General features: G+C 69.7%; 22 protein-coding genes. 19 read left to right on the top strand and 3 right to left on the bottom strand.

The features are described from left to right. Positions 1-18: 18 nt before the first annotated feature. Positions 19-681: a bifunctional DNA primase/polymerase gene (locus AB5J56_RS13835; protein WP_369233011.1), complete on the bottom strand. Its 663-nt coding sequence runs from the start codon at positions 679-681 to the stop codon at positions 19-21. A gap of 446 nt (positions 682-1,127) precedes the next feature. Here AB5J56_RS13835 and AB5J56_RS13830 point away from each other — a divergent pair, with 446 nt between their 5' ends. The 6 genes from AB5J56_RS13830 to ftsH all read left to right on the top strand — a co-directional run bounded on the left by AB5J56_RS13830 (position 1,128) and on the right by ftsH (position 10,925). Further along, on the top strand, positions 1,128-2,612 hold the full coding sequence (locus tag AB5J56_RS13830; protein ID WP_369233010.1) for a hypothetical protein: 1,485 nt from the start codon (positions 1,128-1,130) through the stop codon (positions 2,610-2,612). Positions 2,613-2,964: 352 nt separating this feature from the next. Continuing rightward, positions 2,965-4,305, top strand: coding sequence for an ammonium transporter (locus tag AB5J56_RS13825; RefSeq protein ID WP_369233009.1), 1,341 nt, complete (start codon positions 2,965-2,967; stop codon positions 4,303-4,305). Continuing rightward, on the top strand, positions 4,302-4,640 hold the full coding sequence (locus AB5J56_RS13820) for a P-II family nitrogen regulator (protein WP_003997576.1): 339 nt from the start codon (positions 4,302-4,304) through the stop codon (positions 4,638-4,640). Before AB5J56_RS13825 ends, AB5J56_RS13820 begins: the two co-directional genes overlap by 4 nt. 27 nt (positions 4,641-4,667) lie before the next feature. Beyond that, complete coding sequence (locus AB5J56_RS13815; RefSeq protein WP_369233008.1) at positions 4,668-7,118, top strand: [protein-PII] uridylyltransferase; 2,451 nt, start codon at positions 4,668-4,670, stop codon at positions 7,116-7,118. Between the two features lie 190 nt (positions 7,119-7,308). Then, positions 7,309-8,859 carry a signal recognition particle protein gene (gene ffh / locus AB5J56_RS13810; protein WP_369233007.1) on the top strand — a complete coding sequence of 517 codons (1,551 nt, stop codon included), beginning with the start codon at positions 7,309-7,311 and terminating at the stop codon, positions 8,857-8,859. A gap of 125 nt (positions 8,860-8,984) precedes the next feature. Further along, the gene (gene ftsH, locus AB5J56_RS13805; RefSeq protein WP_369233006.1) at positions 8,985-10,925 is read left to right on the top strand and encodes an ATP-dependent zinc metalloprotease FtsH; all 1,941 of its coding nucleotides are present in this window, start codon (positions 8,985-8,987) and stop codon (positions 10,923-10,925) included. Positions 10,926-11,055: 130 nt separating this feature from the next. Here the strand turns inward: ftsH and AB5J56_RS13800 are convergent, their stop codons facing one another. Continuing rightward, on the bottom strand, positions 11,056-11,658 hold the full coding sequence (locus AB5J56_RS13800; protein ID WP_369233005.1) for a hypothetical protein: 603 nt from the start codon (positions 11,656-11,658) through the stop codon (positions 11,056-11,058). Positions 11,659-11,860: 202 nt separating this feature from the next. Next, positions 11,861-12,718, bottom strand: a complete 858-nt coding sequence (locus tag AB5J56_RS13795; protein WP_369233004.1) for an SAM-dependent methyltransferase — start codon at positions 12,716-12,718, stop codon at positions 11,861-11,863. A gap of 267 nt (positions 12,719-12,985) precedes the next feature. Between AB5J56_RS13795 and proS the strand changes: the two genes are divergently transcribed. The 13 genes from proS to AB5J56_RS13730 all read left to right on the top strand — a co-directional run bounded on the left by proS (position 12,986) and on the right by AB5J56_RS13730 (position 22,607). Continuing rightward, a complete protein-coding gene (gene proS, locus AB5J56_RS13790) occupies positions 12,986-14,401 on the top strand; it encodes a proline--tRNA ligase (protein ID WP_369233003.1) in 1,416 nt (471 codons plus the stop codon). A gap of 260 nt (positions 14,402-14,661) precedes the next feature. Next, positions 14,662-15,258: a hypothetical protein gene (locus AB5J56_RS13785; protein WP_369233002.1), complete on the top strand. Its 597-nt coding sequence runs from the start codon at positions 14,662-14,664 to the stop codon at positions 15,256-15,258. A gap of 307 nt (positions 15,259-15,565) precedes the next feature. Next, entirely contained in the window at positions 15,566-15,985 is a 420-nt protein-coding gene (gene rpsP, locus AB5J56_RS13780; protein WP_369233001.1) for a 30S ribosomal protein S16, read from the top strand. A gap of 2 nt (positions 15,986-15,987) precedes the next feature. After that, complete coding sequence (locus AB5J56_RS13775) at positions 15,988-16,227, top strand: RNA-binding protein (RefSeq protein WP_005479813.1); 240 nt, start codon at positions 15,988-15,990, stop codon at positions 16,225-16,227. Positions 16,228-16,332: 105 nt separating this feature from the next. Continuing rightward, positions 16,333-16,875: a ribosome maturation factor RimM gene (gene rimM, locus AB5J56_RS13770; protein ID WP_369233000.1), complete on the top strand. Its 543-nt coding sequence runs from the start codon at positions 16,333-16,335 to the stop codon at positions 16,873-16,875. Continuing rightward, positions 16,875-17,708, top strand: a complete 834-nt coding sequence (trmD, locus tag AB5J56_RS13765; RefSeq protein WP_369232999.1) for a tRNA (guanosine(37)-N1)-methyltransferase TrmD — start codon at positions 16,875-16,877, stop codon at positions 17,706-17,708. Before rimM ends, trmD begins: the two co-directional genes overlap by 1 nt. Before the next feature lie 135 nt (positions 17,709-17,843). Then, positions 17,844-18,194: a 50S ribosomal protein L19 gene (gene rplS / locus AB5J56_RS13760; protein WP_171143238.1), complete on the top strand. Its 351-nt coding sequence runs from the start codon at positions 17,844-17,846 to the stop codon at positions 18,192-18,194. An 81-nt stretch (positions 18,195-18,275) separates the two neighbouring features. Continuing rightward, positions 18,276-18,992, top strand: coding sequence for a signal peptidase I (lepB, locus tag AB5J56_RS13755; protein WP_369232998.1), 717 nt, complete (start codon positions 18,276-18,278; stop codon positions 18,990-18,992). After that, positions 18,985-20,070, top strand: coding sequence for a signal peptidase I (gene lepB / locus AB5J56_RS13750; RefSeq protein WP_369232997.1), 1,086 nt, complete (start codon positions 18,985-18,987; stop codon positions 20,068-20,070). The genes lepB (AB5J56_RS13755) and lepB (AB5J56_RS13750) overlap by 8 nt, the downstream gene beginning before the upstream one ends. Beyond that, entirely contained in the window at positions 19,955-20,869 is a 915-nt protein-coding gene (gene lepB, locus AB5J56_RS13745) for a signal peptidase I (protein ID WP_369232996.1), read from the top strand. The genes lepB (AB5J56_RS13750) and lepB (AB5J56_RS13745) overlap by 116 nt, the downstream gene beginning before the upstream one ends. Positions 20,870-20,979: 110 nt before the next feature. Further along, positions 20,980-21,723: a signal peptidase I gene (gene lepB, locus AB5J56_RS13740; RefSeq protein WP_369232995.1), complete on the top strand. Its 744-nt coding sequence runs from the start codon at positions 20,980-20,982 to the stop codon at positions 21,721-21,723. Further along, a complete protein-coding gene (locus tag AB5J56_RS13735; protein WP_369232994.1) occupies positions 21,713-22,243 on the top strand; it encodes an NUDIX hydrolase in 531 nt (176 codons plus the stop codon). The genes lepB (AB5J56_RS13740) and AB5J56_RS13735 overlap by 11 nt, the downstream gene beginning before the upstream one ends. 55 nt (positions 22,244-22,298) lie before the next feature. Next, positions 22,299-22,607 (top strand): DUF2469 domain-containing protein, encoded by a 309-nt coding sequence (locus tag AB5J56_RS13730; RefSeq protein ID WP_005311352.1) that lies wholly within the window; start codon positions 22,299-22,301, stop codon positions 22,605-22,607. Positions 22,608-22,638: the final 31 nt, after the last annotated feature.

Genomic DNA, 22,638 nt, shown 5'->3' with positions numbered 1-22,638 from the left:
ACGGGAGCTGGGCGATCGCTACGCGCGTGAGCGATGCGCCACGTACGCCAGTGTTCCGAGGAGCAGCCGTGCCTGTGGCGGCTTGGTCGCGGAGTCGAGGGCCGGAGGGCGCAGCCAGCGGACCGGGCCGAGCCCGCCGCGGTCGGAGGGCGGGGCCGTGATGTGGGCGCCGGGGCCCAGGCCGTGCAGGTCGAGTGTGGCGTCGTCCCAGCCCGTGCGGTAGAGCAGCTCGGGAAGTTCGGCCGCCGCTCCGGGGGCGACGAAGAAGTGGGCGCGGCCGTCCGGCGTCGCCGTCACCGGTCCCAGGGGGAGCCCCATGCGCTCCAGGCGGGCCAGGGCGCGTCGGCCGGCGGGTTCGGCGACCTCGATCACGTCGAAGGCGCGGCCGACGGGCAGCATCACCGCGGCGCCCGGGAACTCGGCCCAGGTCTGCGTCGCCTCGTCGAGGGTGGCGCCGGCGGGGACGGTCGGCGCGAAGTCCAGCGGATGCGCCCCCGGCGTACGGCAGTCGGCCTTGCCGCATGAGCACGCCCCCGCGGACGCCCGTGCGCCGGGCACCACGTCCCACCCCCACAACCCGGTGAACTCGGCCACGGCGGTGCACTCCGAGGAGCGGACGCGGCGACGTGCACCGGGCCGGATTTCGCGGATCCCCCGACTGCTGCCGATCGTGAAGCCCATGCCCCCTCCAACGGGTCCTGCGCGCCGGTGGTTACGAGACGGAGGCGGAACGTGACCCTGTGTCCCGCTACTCGGTTCGCCGCGTGGTCCAGGCGGCGCCCGGGGGTGTCACGGGTGGTGCGCGCGGCTTCGTGCGCCCCGACGTGCACCGCTCCGCCCACTCCCGGCCGTCCTATGTCAAGTGAATCGCTTGGAGGCGTCCGGGAGTTCATTCGAAGGGGTGGCGAATGGTGGCGTTTCAGTGTTCGCCATGGCTGGACGGGTGATCGTAGGATTACTTTGAGTGCACGAGTCCTGGGGACGTATGCACTCGTGGGTATGCCGGAGGCAAGTCGGTTTCCCGTTCGAAGGGTGAGAACTGCCGGACGCGCGGCCGTATTTACCGGCATTCTGATAGGGCTTGGCGCACGCAGCGTACAAGTGGTCTCAGGGATGGGGGCGTTCCAGTGGGCGGCAACGGCGGAAGCGGGACGACCGCGGCTAGCACCGACAAGCGCCCCAATGAGCTGCTGGGCTCGTGGTTCGTGCGCAGCGGCTGGTCGAAGGGCGAACTCGCACGTCAAGTGAACCGCAGGGCCCGCCAGTTGGGGGCCAATCACATCTCCACGGACACCTCGCGGGTACGGCGCTGGCTCGACGGCGAGAATCCGCGCGAGCCGATTCCGCGGATCCTGTCCGAGCTCTTCTCCGAGCGGTTCGGCTGTGTCGTCGCCGTCGAGGACCTGGGCCTGCGCGCCGCCCGCCAGTCACCGTCCGTATCCGGAGTGGACCTCCCCTGGACGGGCCCGCAGACCGTGGCGCTGATCAGCGAGTACTCGCGCAGCGACCTGATGCTGGCGCGGCGCGGCTTCCTCGGTACGTCGCTCGCCCTCTCCGCGGGCCCTTCGCTCATCGAGCCCATGCAGCGCTGGCTCGTGCCCAGTCCCGCAGCGCTGCACGAGGAGCCCGAGTCCGCGGCCGCGGCGCGCCGCGGCGGCCGGCTCTCCAAGCCCGAGCTGGACCTGCTGGAGTCCACCACGGTGATGTTCCGGCAGTGGGACGCCCAGTGCGGCGGCGGTCTGCGCCGCAAGGCGGTCGTCGGTCAGCTCCACGAGGTGACGGACCTGCTCCAGGAGCCCCAGCCCGCCGAGACCACCCGGCGTCTGTTCAAGGTCGCCGCCGAGCTGGCGGAGCTCGCGGGCTGGATGAGCTACGACGTGGGGCTCCAGCCCTCCGCGCAGAAGTACTTCGTGCTCGCCCTGCACGCCGCCAAGGAAGCGGGCGACAAGCCGCTCGGCTCGTACGTCCTGTCCAGCATGAGCCGCCAGATGATCCACCTCGGCCGGCCCGACGACGCACTGGAACTGATCCACCTCGCGCAGTACGGAAGCCGCGACTGCGCCAGCCCGCGTACTCAGTCGATGCTGTATGCGATGGAGGCCCGCGCCTACGCGAACATGGGCCAGCCCGGAAAGTGCAAACGCGCCGTCCGGATGGCCGAGGACACCTTCGAGGACGCCCTCGAGTTCGACGAGCCCGAGCCCGACTGGATCCGCTTCTTCTCCGAGGCCGAGCTGCACGGCGAGAACTCGCACTCCTACCGCGATCTCGCCTACGTCGCAGGCCGCAGCCCCACCTACGCCTCGATGGCCGAGCCGGTGATGCAGAAGGCCGTCGACCTCTTCGCCAAGGACGCCGAGCACCAGCGGTCGTACGCACTGAACCTCATCGGCATGTCCACCGTCCACCTCCTCCAGCGCGAACCCGAGCAGAGCACGGTTCTGGCCAAGGAGGCGATGGCGGTGGCCAAGAAGGTGCGCTCCGAGCGTGTGAACACTCGTATCCGAAAGACCGTCGACACGGCCGTCCGCGATTTCGGGGACCTCGCCGTGGTCATCGACCTGACCGAACAGCTCGCCGTCGACCTGCCCGAGACCGCCGAGGCGGTCTGAGGAAACCCCGGGCCCATCAGGCAGAACCCAAGGGCCCACTGGACCCCGGCCGCGGCCGGCCATCCCGAACCGACCGACTCGGCTCCCCCCATGCCAGGTCATCGGATGGCCGACCGCGGCCGGATTTTCCGCCTTCGAAGAAGGTTGCGCCACGATAACGATCGCGCGGCCGAACATCAGGCAGTTCATTAACGCGTAACACGTAAGACGCCTTCGTCACTGCGGCGAAACATCGAGGGGCGTCGACCGAAACCGCGCTGCGCCAATCTCATGGCGCATAACCGGCCCACCCCTCATGACCCGCTTACAGGCTTCGCCCGCACGGGGCCGTACCAATGACGAGGAGACGCCGATGGCACCAGCCATCACCCTTGCCGCAGAGGCGCCCAAGCTCTCTGCCGCCAACACAGGGTTCATGCTCATCTGTTCTGCCCTGGTGCTGATCATGACGCCAGGACTGGCCTTCTTCTACGGAGGCATGGTCCGCGTCAAGAGCACCCTCAACATGCTGATGATGAGCTTCATCAGCATAGGGATCGTCACCATCCTGTGGGTGCTGTACGGCTTCTCGCTCGCCTTCGGTACCGACCACGGCAGCCTCATCGGCTGGAACTCGGACTGGGTCGGCCTCAGCAACATCGGCCTGACGGATCTGTGGGACGGCTACACCATCCCGATCTTCGTCTTCATGGTCTTCCAGATGATGTTCGCGATCATCACGCCCGCCCTGATCAGCGGTGCTCTCGCGGACCGTGTGAAGTTCACGGCGTGGGCGCTGTTCGTCGCGCTGTGGGCGACGGTCGTCTACTTCCCGGTCGCCCACTGGGTCTGGGGCACCGGCGGCTGGGCCTTCGACCTGGGCGTGATCGACTTCGCCGGTGGTACGGCGGTGCACATCAACGCGGGTGCCGCGGCGCTCGGCGTGATCCTCGTCATCGGTAAGCGCGTCGGCTTCAAGAAGGACCCGATGCGTCCGCACAGCCTGCCGCTGGTCATGCTCGGCGCGGGTCTGCTGTGGTTCGGCTGGTTCGGATTCAACGCCGGTTCGTGGCTGGGCAACGACGACGGTGTCGGCGCGCTGATGTTCGTCAACACGCAGATCGCCACCGCCGCTGCCATGCTCGCCTGGCTCGCCTACGAGAAGATCCGCCACGGCGCGTTCACCACGCTGGGCGCCGCCTCCGGCGCGGTCGCCGGTCTGGTCGCCATCACCCCGTCCGGTGGTGCGGTCTCCCCGCTCGGCGCGATCGCCGTCGGCGTCATCGCCGGTGTGCTGTGCGCCATGGCGGTCGGCCTCAAGTACAAGTTCGGCTACGACGACTCGCTCGACGTCGTCGGTGTCCACCTCGTCGGCGGTGTCATCGGATCCCTGCTGATCGGCTTCTTCGCCAGCGGCAAGGGCCAGTCCGCCGCGACGGGCGTCTTCTACGGCGACCACTCCTTCGACCAGCTGTGGAAGCAGTGCGCCGGTGTCGGCGCGGTCCTCGCCTACTCCCTCATCGCCTCCGCGATCCTCGCCTTCCTGATCGACAGGACGATCGGCATGCGGGTCACCGAGGACGAGGAGATCGCGGGCATCGACCAGGCTGAGCACGCCGAGACCGCATACGACTTCAGCGGTGCCGGCGGCGGTGCCGCCCGCAGCGCAGTCCCGGCCGGAGTCGGCGCTGACAGCAAGAAGGTGGACGCATGAAGCTCATCACCGCCGTCGTGAAGCCGCACCGGCTCGACGAGATCAAGGAAGCCCTCCAGGCCTTCGGAGTGCACGGTCTGACCGTCACCGAAGCGAGCGGCTACGGTCGGCAGAGGGGCCACACCGAGGTCTACCGGGGCGCCGAGTACACGGTCGACCTGGTTCCCAAGATCCGTATCGAGGTACTGGCCGAGGACGACGACGCCGAACAGCTCATCGACGTCATCGTGAAGGCAGCCCGCACCGGCAAGATCGGTGACGGCAAGGTCTGGTCCCTCCCGGTCGAGACGGCCGTACGGGTCCGGACCGGCGAGCGCGGACCGGACGCGCTCTAAACAGAAGAAGCGAACAGGAGCCACTGGGTGACGAGTACGGACATGCGTACGGAAGCAGATGACTCGGGACCCAGCGGCTATGCGGCGGCCCGGCTGCGCCTCCTCCAAGAGGGGGCGCGGTCCGGGCCGCCGCGCCGTGCTGCCCTCGCCGAGCTCACGGACGACTGGCTCACCGGCCTGTTCTCCGCCGGCACCGAAGGGCTGCGCGGCGTCTCGCTGGTCGCCGTCGGCGGATACGGACGCGGCGAGCTCTCCCCACGCAGCGACCTCGACCTGCTGCTCCTGCACGACGGCAGCGATTCCGGCGCGGTCGCCGCCCTCGCCGACCGCATCTGGTACCCCGTCTGGGACCTCGGCCTGGCCCTCGACCACTCCGTCCGCACGCCTGCCGAGGCACGCAAGACCGCGGGGGAGGATTTGAAAGTCCAACTCGGCCTGCTGGACGCCCGCCACCTCGCGGGCGACCTCGGGCTCACCGCCGGACTGCGCACGGCCGTCCTCGCCGACTGGCGCAACCAGGCACCGAAGCGCCTCCCCGAGCTTCAGGAACTCTGCGCCGAGCGGGCCGAACGGCAGGGCGAGTTGCAGTACCTGCTGGAACCCGACCTGAAGGAGGCGCGCGGCGGCCTGCGCGACGCGACCGCCCTACGCGCCGTCGCCGCATCCTGGCTCGCCGACGCGCCCCGCGAGGGCCTCTCCGACGCCCGGCGCCGGCTCCTCGACGTCCGCGACGCGCTCCACCTGGCCACCGGCCGCGCCACCGACCGGCTGGCGCTCCAGGAGCAGGACCAGGTCGCCGCGGAACTGGGCCTCCTCGACGCCGACACGCTGCTGCGCCAGGTCTACGAAGCGGCGCGTGTCGTCTCGTATGCCAGCGATGTGACGTGGCGCGAGGTGGGGCGCGTGCTGCGGTCGCGCGCCGTGCGTCCGCGCCTGCGCGCCATGCTGGGCGGCGGCAAGCCCGTCGCCGAACGGTCGCCGCTCGCGGAGGGTGTGGTCGAGCAGGACGGCGAGGTGGTGCTCGCACGCGCCGCGCGCCCCGAACGCGACCCTGTGCTCCCGTTGCGCGCGGCGGCCGCCGCCGCGCAGTCCGGACTTCCGCTCTCCCTGCACGCCGTACGGCGCATGGCAGCCGCCGCGCGCCCCCTGCCCACGCCCTGGCCCGCCGAGGCGCGCGAACAGCTCGTCACGCTGCTCGGCTCGGGCAGCCCGACCATCGAGGTCTGGGAGGCGCTGGAGGCGGAGGGCCTGATCACGCGCCTGCTGCCCGACTGGGAGCGGGTCCGCTGCCGCCCGCAGCGCAATGCCGTGCACATCTGGACCGTCGACCGGCACCTCATCGAGACGGCGGTGCGCGCCTCCGAGATGACCCGCCGGGTGGGCCGGCCCGACCTGCTCCTCGTCGCCTCCCTGCTGCACGACATCGGCAAGGGCTGGCCCGGCGACCACTCCGTCGCCGGCGAGATCATCGCCAAGGACGTCGCCGTGCGCATCGGCTTCGACCGCGCGGACGTCGCCGTCCTCGCCACCCTCGTACGCCACCACCTGCTCCTCGTCGAGACGGCGACCCGGCGCGACCTGGAGGACCCGGCGACCGTGCGCTCGGTCGCCGAGGCCGTCGGCTCCCAGGGCACCCTGGAACTGCTGCACGCCCTCACCGAGTCGGACGCGCTGGCCACCGGACCGGCCGCCTGGTCCTCGTGGCGCGGCTCCCTGGTCGCCGACCTCGTCAAGCGGGTCGCCGCCGTGCTCGCCGGGGACGCCCCTGAGGAGCCGGAGGCCGCCGCGCCCACGGCCGAGCAGGAACGGCTCGCGATCGAGGCGTTCCGCACCCGAGGGCCCGTCCTGTCCCTGCGCGCGCAGACGGAACCGCCGGCCGAGGAGACCGGGACCCCGGCAGACCCGGAACCCCTCGGCGTGGAACTCGTCATCGCCGTGCCCGACCAGCCCGGCGTGCTCCCGGCGGTCGCCGGCGTTCTCGCCATGCACCGCCTGACCGTACGCACGGCGGAGCTGCGCGCCCTGGACCTCCCCGACAGCGTCCAGGGCTCCGTGCTGCTCCTGAACTGGCGGGTGGCCGCCGAGTACGGTTCGCTCCCGCAGGCCGCCCGGCTGCGCGCCGACCTCGTCCGCGCCCTCGACGGCTCCCTGGACATCGCAGCGCGTCTCGCCGAGCGCGACGCCGCCTACCCCCGGCGCCGGGGCGTGGTGGCACCCCCGGCCCGGGTGACGGTCGCCCCGGCGGCCTCCCGCCACGCCACCGTCATCGAGGTCCGCGCGCACGACGCCCCCGGACTGCTGCACCGCATCGGCCGCGCCCTGGACCAGGCGCGCGTCCAGGTGCGCAGCATGCACGTCTCCACACTCGGCGCCAACGCCGTGGACGCCTTCTACGTCACCGGCCCGAAGGGCGCCCCCCTGCCGGGCGAGGAGGCGGCCTCCGTGGCACGTGCGCTGGAGGAGACGCTGCGGGGCTAGAGCGCGTCCGGTTCCGTACGAGGCCGGGCCTCCCGTTTCCTGCGGATACGGGGCCGGAGCGCCCGGTTCCGTACGGGATCGGGGGCCCGCCCCGGTCTCGTACAACCGCGGTGGAGACCCCACCGCACGCGGCCAGATACCCTGGAGGGCGATTCCCATCGCCCCCGACCCCTGAGGACCGACGAGCGCCGTGTTCGATACTCTCTCCGATCGCCTCTCAGCGACGTTCAAGAACCTGCGGGGCAAGGGCCGACTGTCCGAAGCCGACATCGACGCCACCGCACGCGAGATCCGTATCGCGCTCCTCGAGGCCGATGTGGCCCTCCCGGTCGTGCGGACCTTCATCAAGAACGTCAAGGAGCGCGCGCTCGGAAGCGATGTCTCCAAGGCGCTGAACCCGGCCCAGCAGGTTCTGAAGATCGTGAACGAGGAACTCGTCACGATCCTCGGCGGCGAGACCCGCCGCCTGCGGTTCGCCAAGAACCCCCCGACCGTGATCATGCTCGCGGGTCTCCAGGGTGCCGGTAAGACGACCCTCGCGGGCAAGCTCGGCAAGCACCTCAAGGACCAGGGCCACTCGCCGCTGCTCGTCGCCGCCGACCTCCAGCGCCCGAACGCGGTGAACCAGCTCAGCGTCGTCGCCGAGCGCGCCGGTGTCGCGGTCTACGCGCCCGAGCCGGGCAACGGCGTCGGTGACCCGGTCAAGGTCGCCAAGGACTCCATCGAGTTCGCGAAGACGAAGGTCCACGACATCGTGATCGTGGACACCGCGGGCCGCCTCGGCATCGATCAGGACATGATGCAGCAGGCCGCCGACATCCGTGACGCGGTCTCGCCGGACGAGATCCTCTTCGTCGTCGACGCGATGATCGGTCAGGACGCCGTCAACACGGCCGAGGCCTTCCGCGACGGCGTCGGCTTCGACGGCGTGGTGCTCTCCAAGCTCGACGGAGACGCCCGTGGTGGCGCCGCCCTGTCGATCCGCCAGATCACCGGCAAGCCGATCATGTTCGCGTCGAACGGCGAGAAGCTCGACGACTTCGACGCGTTCCACCCTGACCGGATGGCCTCCCGCATTCTCGACATGGGTGACCTGCTCACCCTGATCGAGCAGGCGGAGAAGACGTTCAGTCAGGAAGAGGCCGAGCAGATGGCCTCCAAGCTGGCGTCCAAGAAGGGCCAGGACTTCACCCTGGACGACTTCCTGGCCCAGATGGAGCAGGTCAGGAAGATGGGCAGCATCTCCAAGCTGCTCGGCATGCTTCCCGGCATGGGCCAGATCAAGGACCAGATCAACAACCTCGACGAGCGTGACGTCGACCGCACGGCCGCCATCATCAAGTCGATGACCCCGGCCGAGCGCCATGACGCGACGATCATCAACGGCTCGCGCCGTGCCCGTATCGCCAAGGGCTCCGGTGTCGAGGTCAGCGCCGTCAAGAACCTGGTCGAGCGGTTCTTCGAGGCCCGCAAGATGATGTCCCGCATGGCCCAGGGCGGCGGCATGCCGGGGATGCCCGGGATGCCGGGCATGGGCGGCGGCCCCGGCCGGGCCAAGAAGAAGCAGAAGCAGGCCAAGGGCAAGCAGCGCTCCGGCAACCCGATGAAGCGCAAGCAGCAGGAACTGGAGGAGGCCCAGCGCCGCGAGGCCGGGGCCCAGCCGGGCGGCGACGCGTTCGGGCTGCCCCAGCAGGGGCAGAACTTCGAGCTGCCGGACGAGTTCAAGAAGTTCATGGGCTGACGACCGCAGGAAACTCATGGGCTGACGGCTCATCGCATACGTCCTCGGGGGCGCTCCTCTTCGGAGGGGCGCCCCCGGCGCATTCTGCGGGTGCCGGTGCCTGCTCCGTGTCGTAACGTCCGCATATGAGCAACCCTGTGCCGCCGCGCAAGACCCCCGAGAAGCCGTGGCGTAGCGAGGGCACCCCCGAGGAGCCGCCGAAGCCGCCACCCGGCAAGCGGGGCAGGCGGAGCGGCTGGTGGAACCTGGCCCTGACCGCCCTGGTCGTCTTCCTCATCGCCAACCTCGTGCTGTCCTTCTTCAACGAGGGCGACGAGCCGACGATCTCGTACACGGAGTTCAGCAAGCAGGTCGACGCCGGCAACGTCACCAAGATCTACTCCAAGGGCGACGCGATCCAGGGGCAGCTCAAGGACGCCAAGGACAATCCCGAGGGCGACGGGAAGTACACCAAGTTCAAGACCCAGCGCCCGGCCTTCGCCGACGACCAGCTCTGGGAGGACCTGACCAAGCACAACGTCACGGTCACCGCGGAACCGGTCGTCCAGCACCGCAGCTTCCTCGCCAACCTGCTCATCTCGCTGGCCCCGATGCTGCTCCTGGTCGTGCTGTGGATCTTCATCGCACGCCGGATGCGCGCGGGCCTGGGCGGCGGCGCGGGCGGCATGCTCGGCCGCAAGGCGCCTCCCAAGCCGGTCGAGCTGGAGCCCGGATCCGAGCGCACCACGTTCGAGGACGTGGCCGGGATCGACGAGGTCGAGGGCGAACTCAACGACGTCGTGGACTTCCTCAAGAACCCGGACGCGTACCGGAAGATGGGCGCCAAGATGCCCCGCGGTGTGCTGCTCGCCGGCCCGCCCGGCACCGGCAAGACGCTGCTGGCGCGGGCGGTCGCGGGGGAGGCGGGGGTGCCGTTCTTCTCGGCCTCGGCCTCCGAGTTCATCGAGATGATCGTGGGCGTGGGCGCCTCGCGCGTTCGCGAACTGTTCGCGGAGGCCCGCAAGGTGGCGCCGTCGATCATCTTCATCGACGAGATCGACACCATCGGGCGGGCCCGCGGCGGCGGCGCCGGCATGGGCGGCCATGACGAGCGCGAGCAGACCCTGAACCAGATCCTCACCGAGATGGACGGCTTCTCGGGCTCGGAGGGCGTGATCGTCATCGCGGCGACGAACCGCGCCGACGTGCTGGACCCGGCGCTGACCCGCCCCGGCCGCTTCGACCGGGTCGTCGTCGTCTCGCCGCCCGACCGCGGCGGCCGCGAGGCGATCCTGGAGATCCACACCCGGCAGATCCCGCTCGCCCGGGACGTCGATCTCGCCCAGGTGGCCCGTACGACCCCCGGCATGACCGGCGCGGAGCTGGCCAACCTCGCCAATGAGGCGGCCCTGCTCGCGGTCAAGCGCCAGCAGGAGCAGGTGACGCAGACGGACCTCTCCGAAGCGCTGGAGAAGGTGCAGCTGGGAGCCGAACGCCCGCTCGTCATGCCCGCCGAGGAACGGCGCCGCACGGCCTACCACGAGAGCGGCCACGCCCTGCTGGGCATGCTGCAACCAGGCGCCGACCCCGTTCGCAAGATCACCATCGTGCCGCGCGGCCGGGCACTCGGCGTCACGCTGTCGACGCCGGACTCGGACAGGTACGCCTACACCGAGGAGTACCTGCGCGGCCGGATCATCGGCGCGCTCGGCGGCATGGCGGCGGAACAGGTCGTCTACGGAGTCATCACGACCGGCGCCGAGAACGACCTGGAGCAGGTCACGAACATCGCGCGCGGCATGGTCGCCCGCTGGGGCATGAGCGAGCGCGTGGGCCGCCTCTCGGCCCTCCCGAACGACGCCCAGCAGGCCTACGGACTCTCGGCCGCGCCCCAGACCCTGGACGTCATCGACCACGAGATGCGCCGCATCGTGGACGAGTGCTACGACCAGGCCTGCAACCAACTCCGCGAGCACCGCGACCAACTGGACGCGCTCGCCGAAGCGCTCCTGGCGAACGAGACCCTGGAGGAGGCGGACGCGTACCGCATCGCGGGGATCACGCGGCTGACGAAGAAGGACGGATAGCCGGGCGGGCGGCAGACGGGCGGACGGGGGGACGGGCAGACGGGCGGACGGGCGGACGGGGGCTACGCGTCGGGCCCCGGACCGTGCGGCCCAGGGCCCAGGGCCCGTACGACGTCTACTTCTACGACGTCTACTTGTTGGCGAACTTCCAGATGTACGGCTCGCCGTCCTCCTCGGACCAGTGGATCTCCGCGTTCTTCGTGCTCGCGGGGATCAGGTAGGCCTCGCAGAAGGTGTGGCTCTCGCCCTGCTTCCAGCTCTCGACGTCGTAGGCGTCCTCGCAGCCCGGGACACCTTCGGTGGAGGAGCCGATGAGGATCGCGCCGCGCTGTCCGTCGGCCCAGACGGTGGAGCCGTCGTTCGCGTCGGACGAGCTCGTGATGGCGGGCCCGCTCTTGTGCGTGAACTTGACGTGGGCGATGGCGAGCACCTTGCCCTTGGCGTCCTTCTTGTCCTGGACGAGCTTCGCCGCCTCGGCCTCGGTGCCGATGTCGACCTTCGTGGCGAGGACGTCGTACGTGACCACGCCCTCCTCCTCCTTGACCTTCCCCGTGGCGCTCTCGCCGGTCGCCATCTCGCCTCCGGACGCGGCCTCGGACTTCGAGGCCTTGGCCGCCGGAGTGGCCGTGCTCTTCGCGTCGGCCTTGTCGTCCCCGCCGCCGCAGGCGGTGAGCGAGAGGGCGAGGACGGCGACGGGCGCGGCGAGGCGCAGCGCGGTCTTGTGGTGCAGCAAAACAGCTCCTGTATGCAGATGTGTTGTTCCCCGAGCGGTCCGAAAGGCTATGGGGGAGGTGTGCCACTTGGCGAAACGAGAGGCGCCCTCGTCCGCTTCCTTCACACCCTTCACACATGCATCAGGTAAATTTCCGTGTGCCTCGAACTCCCCGGACCTTCCGAGGAGTTCAAGGACCACGTGACTGCCGGGGCGTCGTCGGTCAGGGAGTCCGGGCGATCAGGTACCGGAACACGTTCGGCATCCACACCGTCCCGTCCCGCCGCTGATGCGGATGCAACGCCTCCGTCAGCTCCTTGTCGACCTGCGCCTGGTCCGTCGCCGTGACCGCCGCGTCGAACAGGCCCGTCGACAGCAGCCCTCGCACCGCGCTGTCCATGTCGGCGTACCCGAAGGGGCAGGCCACCCGCCCCGAGCCGTCCGGCCTGAGGCCGGCCCGCTGGGCGACCTCCTCCAGATCGTCGCGCAGGGCGGGCCGCCAACTCCCCGTGCTGCGCAGCGGATCCGCCAGCTTGGTGGCCACCCGGAGCACGGCGGAGGTGGCGCACCGCTCCGGCGGCCCCCATCCGGCGAGGACCACGGGCGTGCCGCGCCCGGTGAGCGGCGTGACCCACTCCAACAGCCCGCCGAGCCCTTCGGAGTCCCCCGCCAGACAGCCGATCGGTTCGAAGGCGGTCACCAGGTTGTACGCGGGCGTCTCCGCGTCGGCCGCGTCCACGGGGGAGCCGTCGATGATCCGGGTGTCGCCGCGCGTGCGCGTGCCCCACGCCCCCGGCAGCAGCCGCTCCCGCGCGAGGGCCAGCCGCTCGGGCGCCGCGCGGTCGGCACCGGTGACCGCGGCGCCCCGGGACGCCGCCATCAGGAGGGCGAGCCCCGAACCGCAGCCGAGGCCCAGCAGTCGCGTTCCGGCACCCACTTCGAGCCGCTCGTAGACGGCCTCGTAGAGCGGTACCAGCATCCGCTCCTGGATCTCGGCCCAGTCACGCGCGCGTGCACACTGATTCACGCGGGGTGCTGTTTCCGCGTGAGGGCGGTGCGGCCGCACGAGCGTAGGTGTCATCGAAAGCGCCCCAATCTGCCGAGAGTTGCTTGTGTGCCCCGTTGGTCCGCCCCCGTGCAGTGCGCTCGCACTCCCCCCGTATGCCAGGAAACTCCGCGCTCGTCGTGGCGTCCAGGGGTTGTGAGCCTCTCCTTGTGCGCCGCTTGAGCGCGCCCTTCCGGCGCCCCGCCGGGGGATCTTGCCGGGCCTCTCCGGGGGATCTTTCAACGCCCCTTCGGGGGATAACCGATTGCCCTTCCCGGGGCCGGTCCCCGTAGCATGCGCGCCATGGCGAAGGCACCCGTTCTCACGCCCAGGGCGGACGATTTCCCGCGCTGGTACCAGGACCTGGTCAACAAGGCCGAGCTGGCCGACAACGGCCCGGTGCGCGGCTCCATGGTCATCCGGCCGTACGGGTACGGCCTGTGGGAGCGGATGCAGCAGGAGATGGACGCCCGGATCAAGGAGACGGGCACCCAGAACGCCTACTTCCCGGTCCTGATCCCGCAGTCGTACCTGGCCAGGGAGGCCGATCACGTCGAGGGGTTCGCGCCCGAGCTTGCGGTCGTCACGCATGGCGGCGGCAAGGAGCTGGAGGAGCCCGCGGTCGTCCGCCCGACCTCCGAGATGATCATCAACGAGTACTTCTCGAAGTGGGTGCAGAGCTACCGCGACCTGCCGCTGCTGATCAACCAGTGGGCGAACGTGGTCCGTTGGGAACTGCGGCCCCGGCTCTTCCTGCGGACGAGCGAGTTCCTGTGGCAGGAGGGGCACACGGCGCACGCCACGTACGAGGAGGCACGCGACTTCGCCGCGCTCATCCACCGGAAGGTCTACGAGGACTTCATGGTGAACGTCCTCGCCATGGACGTCGTCCCCGGCCGCAAGACCGTCAAGGAACGCTTCGCGGGCGCCATCAACACCCTCACGCTCGAGGGAATGATGGGCGACGGCAAGGCCCTCCAGATGGCCACCAGTCATGAGCTGGGCCAGAACTTCGCCAAGGCCTTCCAGACCCGGTACCTGTCGAAGGAAGGCAAGCAGGAACTGGTCTGGCAGACCTCCTGGGGCTCGACGACCCGCATGATCGGCGCCCTGGTGATGATGCACGGCGACGACAACGGCCTGCGCGTGCCGCCTCGCCTCGCCCAGGTGCAGGCCGTCGTCCTCGCGATCAAGGGCGACGACGCGGTTCTGGCCAAGGTCCACGAAATCGGCGACCGGCTCAGGGCGGCGGGCGTCCGCGTCAGGGTGGACGACCGCACCGACACCCCCTTCGGACGCCGCGTCGTCGACTGGGAACTCAAGGGCGTACCCGTACGCATCGAGGTCGGACCCCGTGATCTGGAGAACGGCACCGCGATGCTCGCCCGCCGCATCCCCGGCGGCAAGGAGCCGGTGGCGATCGACGCTCTGGCGGGGCTGCTCCCCACGCTCCTCGAAGAGGACCAGGCGCTGCTGCTGAGGCAGTCGCGCGAGCGCCGCGAGTCCCGTACGTCGGACGTGGCCGGCCTCGGCGAGGCCGTCGAGGTCGCCGCCGCCGGCGGCTGGGCGCGCATTCCGTGGGCCGACCTCGGAGAAGAGGGCGAGGCCGCACTCGCCGCGCACGCGGTGACCGTACGGTGTCTGGTCGCCGAGGACGGGTCGGTGCCCGACAGTGACGACGCACCGGGTAACGTCGCGATCGTGGCGCGCGCTTACTGAGGTGGCGCCCTCCGTTGCGAGACCGGCCGAAACGCCTCTTGTGCATCTGATGACCACAGGTGCCCCGGCGCGCGGACATCGTCTACGCGCCGGGGCGTACGGGTTACTACGTACCGGCTAGGTGTGAACTGTGAGGCTTATCCGCAGATCAGCGCACCCGCCCTCGTCAGGACGCATCAGCGGCAACTGACGGGTACGTGCAAATTATTTGGGATGGCCCGGAATCGGAACACAGGGGCACTCCGGCTCGTTGTCATTACGTGAGCACGACACCACCTGTTCTCGCCGCAGAGCTGGCAGGGGCGTGGGCCGACATTCAGCGGCACCACCCCGAGCTGCCCGATCTTGCCGCGCCAGAGTCCCTGATCGGAGAGTCGTCGTCCGCCTGCGGGCACGAACTCTCCTTCGAACGACTGCTTCATGAGGCAGTCCACGGCATCGCCGCCGCCCGCGGAGTCCGCGACACCTCGCGCGCCGGCCGGTACCACAACCGCAGATTCCTCGCGATCGCCGAGGAGTTGGGCCTGGACCACCCCGAGGAGCCGCATCCCAGCAGCGGCTTCTCGCTGGTCACGCTCAACCCCGAGGCGAAGCGGCTCTACCGTCCGACGATCGAGCGGCTGCAGCGCGCCCTCAAGGCGCACTCCGCCGCGACGGCCGCGGACACCGCCCGCAGTTTCCGCGGCCCGGCCGCGCGGCACGGCTCCTCCGGAGGGGGCGTCCGCGTCAAGGCGGTCTGCGACTGCGGCCGCAACGTACGGGTCGTCCCGTCCGTCCTGGCTCAGGCCCCCATCATGTGCGGGGGGTGCGGGAAGCCCTTCAGGATCCCCGAGGTGGTCGGCGCGGCGGCCGGTTGAGCGGCACACCTCAGGCGCCGTACCGGGCAGTCGTCCGGCCGCGTTCGGCAACGGCATCTCGTGGATGCCGCTTCACGCGGTCGGCGTCGGCCGGGCCCGGCGCCGGACGCTTTCCGGCCGTGCGTCGCTGCAGGCTGCCCCGGGCAAGCCGCCCCGCCAGGATGTGGCACAATGGCTAGCTGTACTCGACAGCCGCACAGGACCCCTCTCTCCTCCGGCTGACGCGTCCATCGGGCACTCGGGTACCGCAACCCCACGCGGCAATCTGCCGTGCCCAACCACGTCAAGACCAGGAGACACCACTTCCGTGGCAGTCAAGATCAAGCTGAAGCGTCTGGGCAAGATCCGTTCGCCTCACTACCGCATCGTCGTCGCCGACTCCCGTACCCGCCGTGATGGCCGGGCCATCGAGGAGATCGGCCTGTACCACCCGGTGCAGAACCCCTCGCGCATCGAGGTCGACACCGAGCGTGCGCAGTACTGGCTGGGTGTCGGCGCGCAGCCGACCGAGCCGGTTCTCGCCATCCTCAAGCTGACCGGCGACTGGCAGAAGTTCAAGGGCCTGCCCGCCCCGGCTCCGCTGCTCGTGGCCGAGCCGAAGGCCGCGCGCCCCCTCTTCGACGCCCTGGGCGGCGACGACGAGGGCAAGGGTGAGGCCATCACCCAGAAGAAGAAGGCTGAGAAGAAGGACGAGGCCCCCGCCGAGTCCGCGTCGACCGAGGCCTGAGCATGCTCGAGGAGGCTCTCGAGCACCTCGTGAAGGGCATCGTCGACAACCCCGACGACGTGCAGGTCGCCTCGCGTGACCTGCGCCGTGGACGCGTCCTCGAGGTTCGGGTGCACCCCGATGACCTCGGTAAGGTGATCGGCCGCAACGGCCGCACCGCGCGCGCTCTGCGTACCGTCGTGGGCGCAATCGGCGGTCGCGGTGTCCGCGTCGACCTCGTCGACGTGGACCACGTCCGCTGACGTAGCAGCAGCACCGGCTCGGGCCGGGGAGGGCCATCGGGCCGTCCCCGGCCCGTAGTCGTCTACGCAGTAATGCGGTAGGCACACGACAGGAGATTCAGGAAAGTGCAGCTCGTAGTCGCGCGAGTGGGCCGCGCCCACGGCATCAAGGGCGAGGTCACCGTCGAGGTCCGTACCGACGAGCCGGAGCTGCGGCTCGGGCCCGGCGCCGTCCTGGCCACCGACCCGGCCTCCGCCGGACCGCTGACCATCGAGACCGGCCGGGTGCACAGCGGCCGCCTCCTGCTGCGCTTCGAGGGCGTGCGCGACCGGACCGCCGCCGAGGCCCTGCGCAACACCCTGCTCATCGCCGAGGTCGACCCGGACGCGAAGCCCGAGGACCCGGAGGAGTACTACGACCACCAGCTCATGGACCTGGACGTCGTCACCGTCGACGGCGCCGAGGTCGGGCGGATCACCGAGATCTCGCACCTGCCCTCGCAGGACCTGTTCGTCGTGGAGCGCGCCGACGGCACCGAAGTGCTGATCCCGTTCGTCGAGGAGATCGTCACCGAGATCGACCTGGCGGAGCAGCGCGCGGTCATCGACCCGCCGCCCGGCCTGATCGACGACCAGGCCGAGATCGCCTCCCCGCAGGAAGAGGCGTAATGCGGCTCGACGTCGTCACGATCTTCCCCGAGTACCTCGAACCCCTGAACGTCTCGCTCGTCGGCAAGGCACGCGCGCGTGGACAGCTGAATGTGCACGTGCATGATCTGCGGGAGTGGACGTACGACCGGCACAACACGGTCGACGACACCCCCTACGGTGGCGGCCCCGGCATGGTCATGAAGACCGACCCGTGGGGCGACGCACTGGACTCCGTCCTGGCGGACGGCTACGAGACGGGCTCCCAGGGACCGGTCCTCGTCGTGCCCACCCCAAGCGGGCGCCCTTTCACCCAGGAACTCGCCGTCGAGCTCTCCGAGCGGCCCTGGCTGGTCTTCACACCCGCCCGCTACGAAGGCATCGACCGCCGCGTCATCGACGAGTACGCGACCCGGATGCCCGTCTACGAGGTGTCCATCGGCGACTACGTCCTTGCCGGCGGAGAGGCGGCCGTCCTCGTCATCACGGAGGCCGTGGCCCGGCTGCTGCCCGGCGTGCTCGGCAACGCCGAGTCGCACCGGGACGACTCCTTCGCCCCCGGAGCCATGGCCAACCTCCTGGAGGGGCCCGTCTACACCAAGCCCCCGGCCTGGCGCGACCGCGAGATCCCCGAGGTGCTGCTCAGCGGCCACCACGGAAAGATCGCCCGCTGGCGTCGCGACGAGGCCCTGCGCCGTACGGCGGCCAACCGCCCCGACCTCATCGAGCGCTGCGAACCCTCGGCCTTCGACAAGAAGGACCGCGAAATGCTCTCCATCCTGGGCTGGGCACCGGACCCCGAAGGCGCTGCTCACGGTCGATTTTGGCGCAGGCCAGAGGTCGTGGGAGACTAGGTCGCTGTTGTACGTCGTCCGGCGCGCGCCCCTGCCACAGGGGGACACGACGCCCGCCCCGATGACGGGCGGCACATCTTTTGGAAAAACTACTTCCGCGGATGACCTGTGGCATCAGCGAAGAAAGCAGACGAAATGTCTCACCTGCTCGACTCCGTCGACAACGCGTCGCTGCGCAGCGACATCCCGGCGTTCCGCCCGGGTGACACCGTCAACGTCCACGTCCGCGTCATCGAGGGCAACCGCTCCCGTGTGCAGCAGTTCAAGGGCGTAGTCATCCGTCGCCAGGGCGCCGGTGTCCGCGAGACCTTCACGGTCCGCAAGGTCTCCTTCTCCGTCGGCGTCGAGCGCACCTTCCCGGTGCACACCCCGATCGTCGAGAAGATCGAGCTCGTCACCAAGGGTGACGTGCGTCGCGCCAAGCTGTACTACCTGCGCGAGCTGCGCGGCAAGGCTGCGAAGATCAAGGAGAAGCGCGAGCGCTGAGTTCGCGTCGCTGCTCGCGAGCCGCAGGCGAACGAGACAGCGAGAAGGTGCCACAGCGGGGCCGGATAACATCTGGCCCCGATGGACACCGAAGCACAGCACCTGGAGCGCGACCGCTCCTCCCGCCCTTCCGACTCCGAGGAGATCTCGGACACCGAAGGGCCGGAGGACCGGTCGCGCTTCGCGTTGGTCTCCTGGGTCGCGGACCGGCTCCCCGGTGGCCGGATCACCCTGACCGGGCTCGTCTGCCTGCTGTTTCTGCTGATCCTCAGCACCTTTGTGATGCAGCCGTTCCAGATCCCCAGCAGCTCCATGGAGCAGGGATTGAGGATCGGGGACCGCGTTCTCGTAAATAAGTTGGCGTACCGTTTCGGTTCCGAGCCGCAGCGGGGCGATGTCGTTGTGTTCGACGGCACTGGCTATTTCGGGAACGCCGACTACATCAAGCGCGTCGTCGGTGTAGGGGGAGACCATGTGGTCTGCTGCGACAAGGAGGGGAGGCTCGAGGTGAACGGCCGGTCGGTCGACGAGTCGACGTTTCTCTACCCCGGGGACAGTCCGTCCGGCGTGTCCTTCGACGTCGTCGTGCCCGACGGCACGCTGTTCGTCCTCGGTGACCACCGCAGCGACTCCCGTGACTCCCGCGACCACCTGGGCTCCCCGGGCGGCGGCATGATCCCCGTGGACGACGTCATCGGCCGGGCCGACTGGATCGCCTGGCCCACGGACCACTGGACGCGCCTGGAGCGTCCTGGCGCCTACGCGCGCGTGCCCGCCGCGGACGGTGCCCATGGGTAACCGCGGTAGACCGCGCGGCGCCTCCAGCACGGCCGCCGACAACCTGCTGCCCACCGGGTCGCGGCGTGCCGGCGGGGCCTCCCGGCCGGGCCGTGCCGAGCGGCGCAAGCTCCAGCGCAAGGTCAAGCGGCGCAGACGGCGTTCGGCGGTCAAGGAGATACCTCTCCTCGTCGGCGTCGCCGTCCTGATAGCCCTCGTCCTGAAGACCTTCCTCGTGCAGGCCTTCGTGATCCCGTCGGGGTCCATGGAGAACACGATCCAGATCGGCGACCGTGTCCTGGTCGACAAGTTCACGCCGTGGTTCGGTTCCAAGCCCCAGCGCGGCGATGTCGTCGTGTTCAAGGACCCCGGGGACTGGCTCAAGGACGAGCAGTCGACGTCCAAGAAGGACGACCCCATTGTCGTCAAACAGGTCAAGGAGGGGCTGACCTTCATCGGCCTGCTGCCCTCCGACAACGAACGGGACCTGATCAAGCGGGTCGTGGCCGTCGGCGGCGACACCGTGAAGTGCTGCGACACCCAGGGGCGCGTGACGGTCAACGGCACCCCCCTGAACGAGCCCTACATCCACGCGGCGGACAACAAGCCCTCCGCGTTCGCGTTCGAGGTGAAGGTGCCCGAGGGGCGCCTGTGGGTGATGGGCGACCACCGGGACAACTCGGCCGACTCGCGCTTCCACCGCACCGAGAAGTACAGCGGCACCGTCTCCGAGAAATCGGTCGTCGGGCGCGCCATGGTCATCGCCTGGCCGCTCGGGCACTGGAGCCGTCTCGAGGAACCGGACACATACGCGTCCGTGGCGAGCGGGTCGACCACCGCTCTCGGCCCGTCGCATAGGGTGGCCTCCGCGGATCTGAATGGATTGATCCCGCTCCCGAGCCCTGCGGAACTCCCGCTCGTTATGGGAGTGGTGGGCCTGCGTCGGATACGAGGCAGGCGGCGGCACGGAGTGAGGAGTGGATGTGGGGGATTTGGCGGTCGGCGCACGATCCGGACACGATGGCCCCGAGGAGCAGCCGGAGCGAACCGACGAGACGGCCACCCCGGCCACGGAAGACGTCGCAACCTCCGGCAGTGACTCCGGGGACGACGGTGGTACGAAGGAGCAGGGCGAGCAGCAACAGCCGTCCAAGAAGCCACGCTCCTTCTGGAAGGAACTCCCGCTCCTCATCGGCATCGCGCTGGTTCTCGCGCTGCTGATCAAGACCTTCCTGGTGCAGGCGTTCTCGATCCCGTCGGACTCGATGCAGCACACGCTCGAGCAGGGTGACCGCGTGCTCGTCGACAAGCTCACCCCGTGGTTCGGCTCCGAACCCGAGCGCGGCGAGGTCGTCGTCTTCCACGACCCCGACCACTGGCTGGACGGCGAGCCCACCCCCCAACCGAACCCCGTGCAGCGGGTCCTGGGCTGGATCGGCCTGATGCCGTCCGCCAACGAGAAGGACCTCATCAAGCGGGTCATCGGCGTCGGCGGTGACACCATCGAGTGCAAGGGCACGGGCCCGCTCAAGGTCAACGGCAAGGCGCTCAACGACGCGGACTTCGTCTACGCCGGCAACACCCCGTGCAGCGTCGACGACGGCGGTCAGTTCAAGGTGAAGGTACCCAAGGGCAAAATCTGGGTCATGGGCGACCACCGGCAGAACTCGCAGGACTCCCGCTACCACCAGCAGGACAAGAACAAGGGCTTCGTGCCGGTGGGCAACGTCGTGGGCCGTGCCATCGTGATCGCCTGGCCGCCCACCCGCTGGGACACACTGCCCGTTCCGGACACCTTCGACCAGGACCTCAGCGCGGCCGCTCCGGGCGCCCTCGGGCTCGCGGGCGCGGTGCCGCTGGTGCTGTGGCGCAGGCGGCGCCTTACCGTCGGAAACTGAGGGTTTCTGGCGGGGGTACCGCCGGGTAGGGTGCCGTCCCAGATCGCCGATCTTCCGCGGCCCGGTTTTCGGGCCGCGGGATCGATTCTCCGAGTTGGGGGAGCACTGGGATGAGCAGGACACGTGACATGGGCGAGGGCCGCGGGCGGCTCGGCAGCGTGCTGTCGGGACTGGCCGTGGCCCTCGGCTGTGTGCTCTTCCTCGGAGGATTCGCCTGGGGCGCTGTCGTCTACCAGCCGTACACCGTGCCGACCGACTCCATGTCGCCGACGATCGTGGCCGGGGACCGGATCCTCGCCGAGCGGATCGACGGCGGCGACATCAAGCGCGGTGACGTCGTCGTCTTCAAGCAGAAGTCCTGGGGAGACATGCTCCTCGTGAAGCGGGTCGTCGCGATCGGCGGGGACACCGTCGCCTGCTGCACGAACGGCAAGCTGACCGTCAACGGCAAGAAGATCGAGGAGCCGTACCTCGCCAAGGGCGAAGCCGCCGAGTCGACCACGATCCCGACCATCGAGGTTCCCAAGGGGCGGCTGTTCCTGCTCGGTGACGAGCGCAGCGGCTCGCTGGACTCCACGGCTCACCTCACGGAGGCGGGCAGTGGCTCGGTGCCGCGCAGTGTGGTGAAGGCACGTGTGGACGCCGTGGCGTGGCCCATGAACGGCATGCTGAAGCGCCCCACGGGCTTCGAGACCCTCGGCGGGATCTCCTCGCCGGGACCGCTGCGGCTGGTCCTCACCGCGATCGTGGCCGGCGCCGTCCTCGTCCTGGGCGGCGCGGCCTACGGCCCGATCGCCAAGCGGGCGGGCCGACGGCGCGGCCGGGCGGGGGCGGAGCTCGCCGGTGCCCGCTGAGACGTCGTACGGCGACACGGCCGAGGACTCCCACGAGGGCGGACCGCGCAAGGTCGCCCGGGTCGTTCTCCTCGACCCGCAGGAGCGCATCCTGCTGCTGCACGGACACGAGCCGGACGATCCTTCGGACGACTGGTGGTTCACACCGGGCGGCGGTCTGGAGGGCGAGGAGACGCGCGAGGAGGCCGCCCTTCGGGAACTCGCGGAGGAGACCGGCATCACCGAGGTCGCACTGGGCCCGGTGCTGTGGCAGAGGATGTGCTCCTTTCCGTTCGCGGGACGGCGATGGGATCAGGACGAGTGGTACTACCTGGCCCGTACGACCCAGACGGCGACCGTGGCCGCCGGGCAGACGGAGCTGGAACGGCGCAGTGTCGCCGGAGCGCGCTGGTGGACGTGCCAGGAACTGGCCGAAGCGCATGAGACGGTGTATCCGACCAGACTCGCCGGGCTGCTGCGGAGGCTGCTCGACGAAGGTCCCCCGGTCAGGCCCGAGGTCCTCGACACCGAAATCGTCTAGGGGCTCGCGGGGCTGGCGCACAATAGGGGGACGCACGGCTGAAGGGGAACATGCCATGAGCGCCGAGGACCTCGAGAAGTACGAGACCGAGATGGAGCTGAAGCTCTATCGCGAGTACCGCGACGTCGTCGGTCTGTTCAAATATGTGATCGAGACCGAACGGCGCTTCTACCTCACCAACGACTACGAGATGCAGGTGCACTCGGTCCAGGGCGAGGTGTTCTTCGAGGTATCCATGGCGGATGCCTGGGTGTGGGACATGTACCGACCTGCTCGTTTCGTGAAGCAGGTGCGGGTCCTCACATTCAAGGACGTGAACATCGAAGAGCTCAACAAGAGTGATCTGGAGCTGCCGGGCAGCTGAGCCGAGTGGCTGGGCCGAGCAGCTGAGGGCC

The sequence above is a fragment of the Streptomyces sp. R21 genome (assembly GCF_041051975.1).
Classification (GTDB): Bacteria; Actinomycetota; Actinomycetes; order Streptomycetales; family Streptomycetaceae; genus Streptomyces.
The sequence above is the reverse complement of the archived record's forward strand: the minus strand, read 5'-3'. Positions and strand labels throughout refer to the sequence as shown.

What these genes read in the sequence shown, in the direction of transcription:
- AB5J56_RS13835 (WP_369233011.1), bottom strand. Translation starts at nt 681, where the DNA reads ATGGGCTTCACGATCGGCAGCAGTCGGGGGATCCGCGAAATCCGGCCC.
- AB5J56_RS13825 (WP_369233009.1), top strand. Translation starts at nt 2,965, where the DNA reads ATGGCACCAGCCATCACCCTTGCCGCAGAGGCGCCCAAGCTCTCTGCC.
- AB5J56_RS13820 (WP_003997576.1), top strand. Translation starts at nt 4,302, where the DNA reads ATGAAGCTCATCACCGCCGTCGTGAAGCCGCACCGGCTCGACGAGATC.
- ftsH (WP_369233006.1), top strand. Translation starts at nt 8,985, where the DNA reads ATGAGCAACCCTGTGCCGCCGCGCAAGACCCCCGAGAAGCCGTGGCGT.
- AB5J56_RS13795 (WP_369233004.1), bottom strand. Translation starts at nt 12,718, where the DNA reads ATGACACCTACGCTCGTGCGGCCGCACCGCCCTCACGCGGAAACAGCA.
- proS (WP_369233003.1), top strand. Translation starts at nt 12,986, where the DNA reads ATGGCGAAGGCACCCGTTCTCACGCCCAGGGCGGACGATTTCCCGCGC.
- AB5J56_RS13775 (WP_005479813.1), top strand. Translation starts at nt 15,988, where the DNA reads ATGCTCGAGGAGGCTCTCGAGCACCTCGTGAAGGGCATCGTCGACAAC.
- trmD (WP_369232999.1), top strand. Translation starts at nt 16,875, where the DNA reads ATGCGGCTCGACGTCGTCACGATCTTCCCCGAGTACCTCGAACCCCTG.
- rplS (WP_171143238.1), top strand. Translation starts at nt 17,844, where the DNA reads ATGTCTCACCTGCTCGACTCCGTCGACAACGCGTCGCTGCGCAGCGAC.
- lepB (WP_369232998.1), top strand. Translation starts at nt 18,276, where the DNA reads ATGGACACCGAAGCACAGCACCTGGAGCGCGACCGCTCCTCCCGCCCT.
- lepB (WP_369232997.1), top strand. Translation starts at nt 18,985, where the DNA reads ATGGGTAACCGCGGTAGACCGCGCGGCGCCTCCAGCACGGCCGCCGAC.
- lepB (WP_369232995.1), top strand. Translation starts at nt 20,980, where the DNA reads ATGAGCAGGACACGTGACATGGGCGAGGGCCGCGGGCGGCTCGGCAGC.
- AB5J56_RS13730 (WP_005311352.1), top strand. Translation starts at nt 22,299, where the DNA reads ATGAGCGCCGAGGACCTCGAGAAGTACGAGACCGAGATGGAGCTGAAG.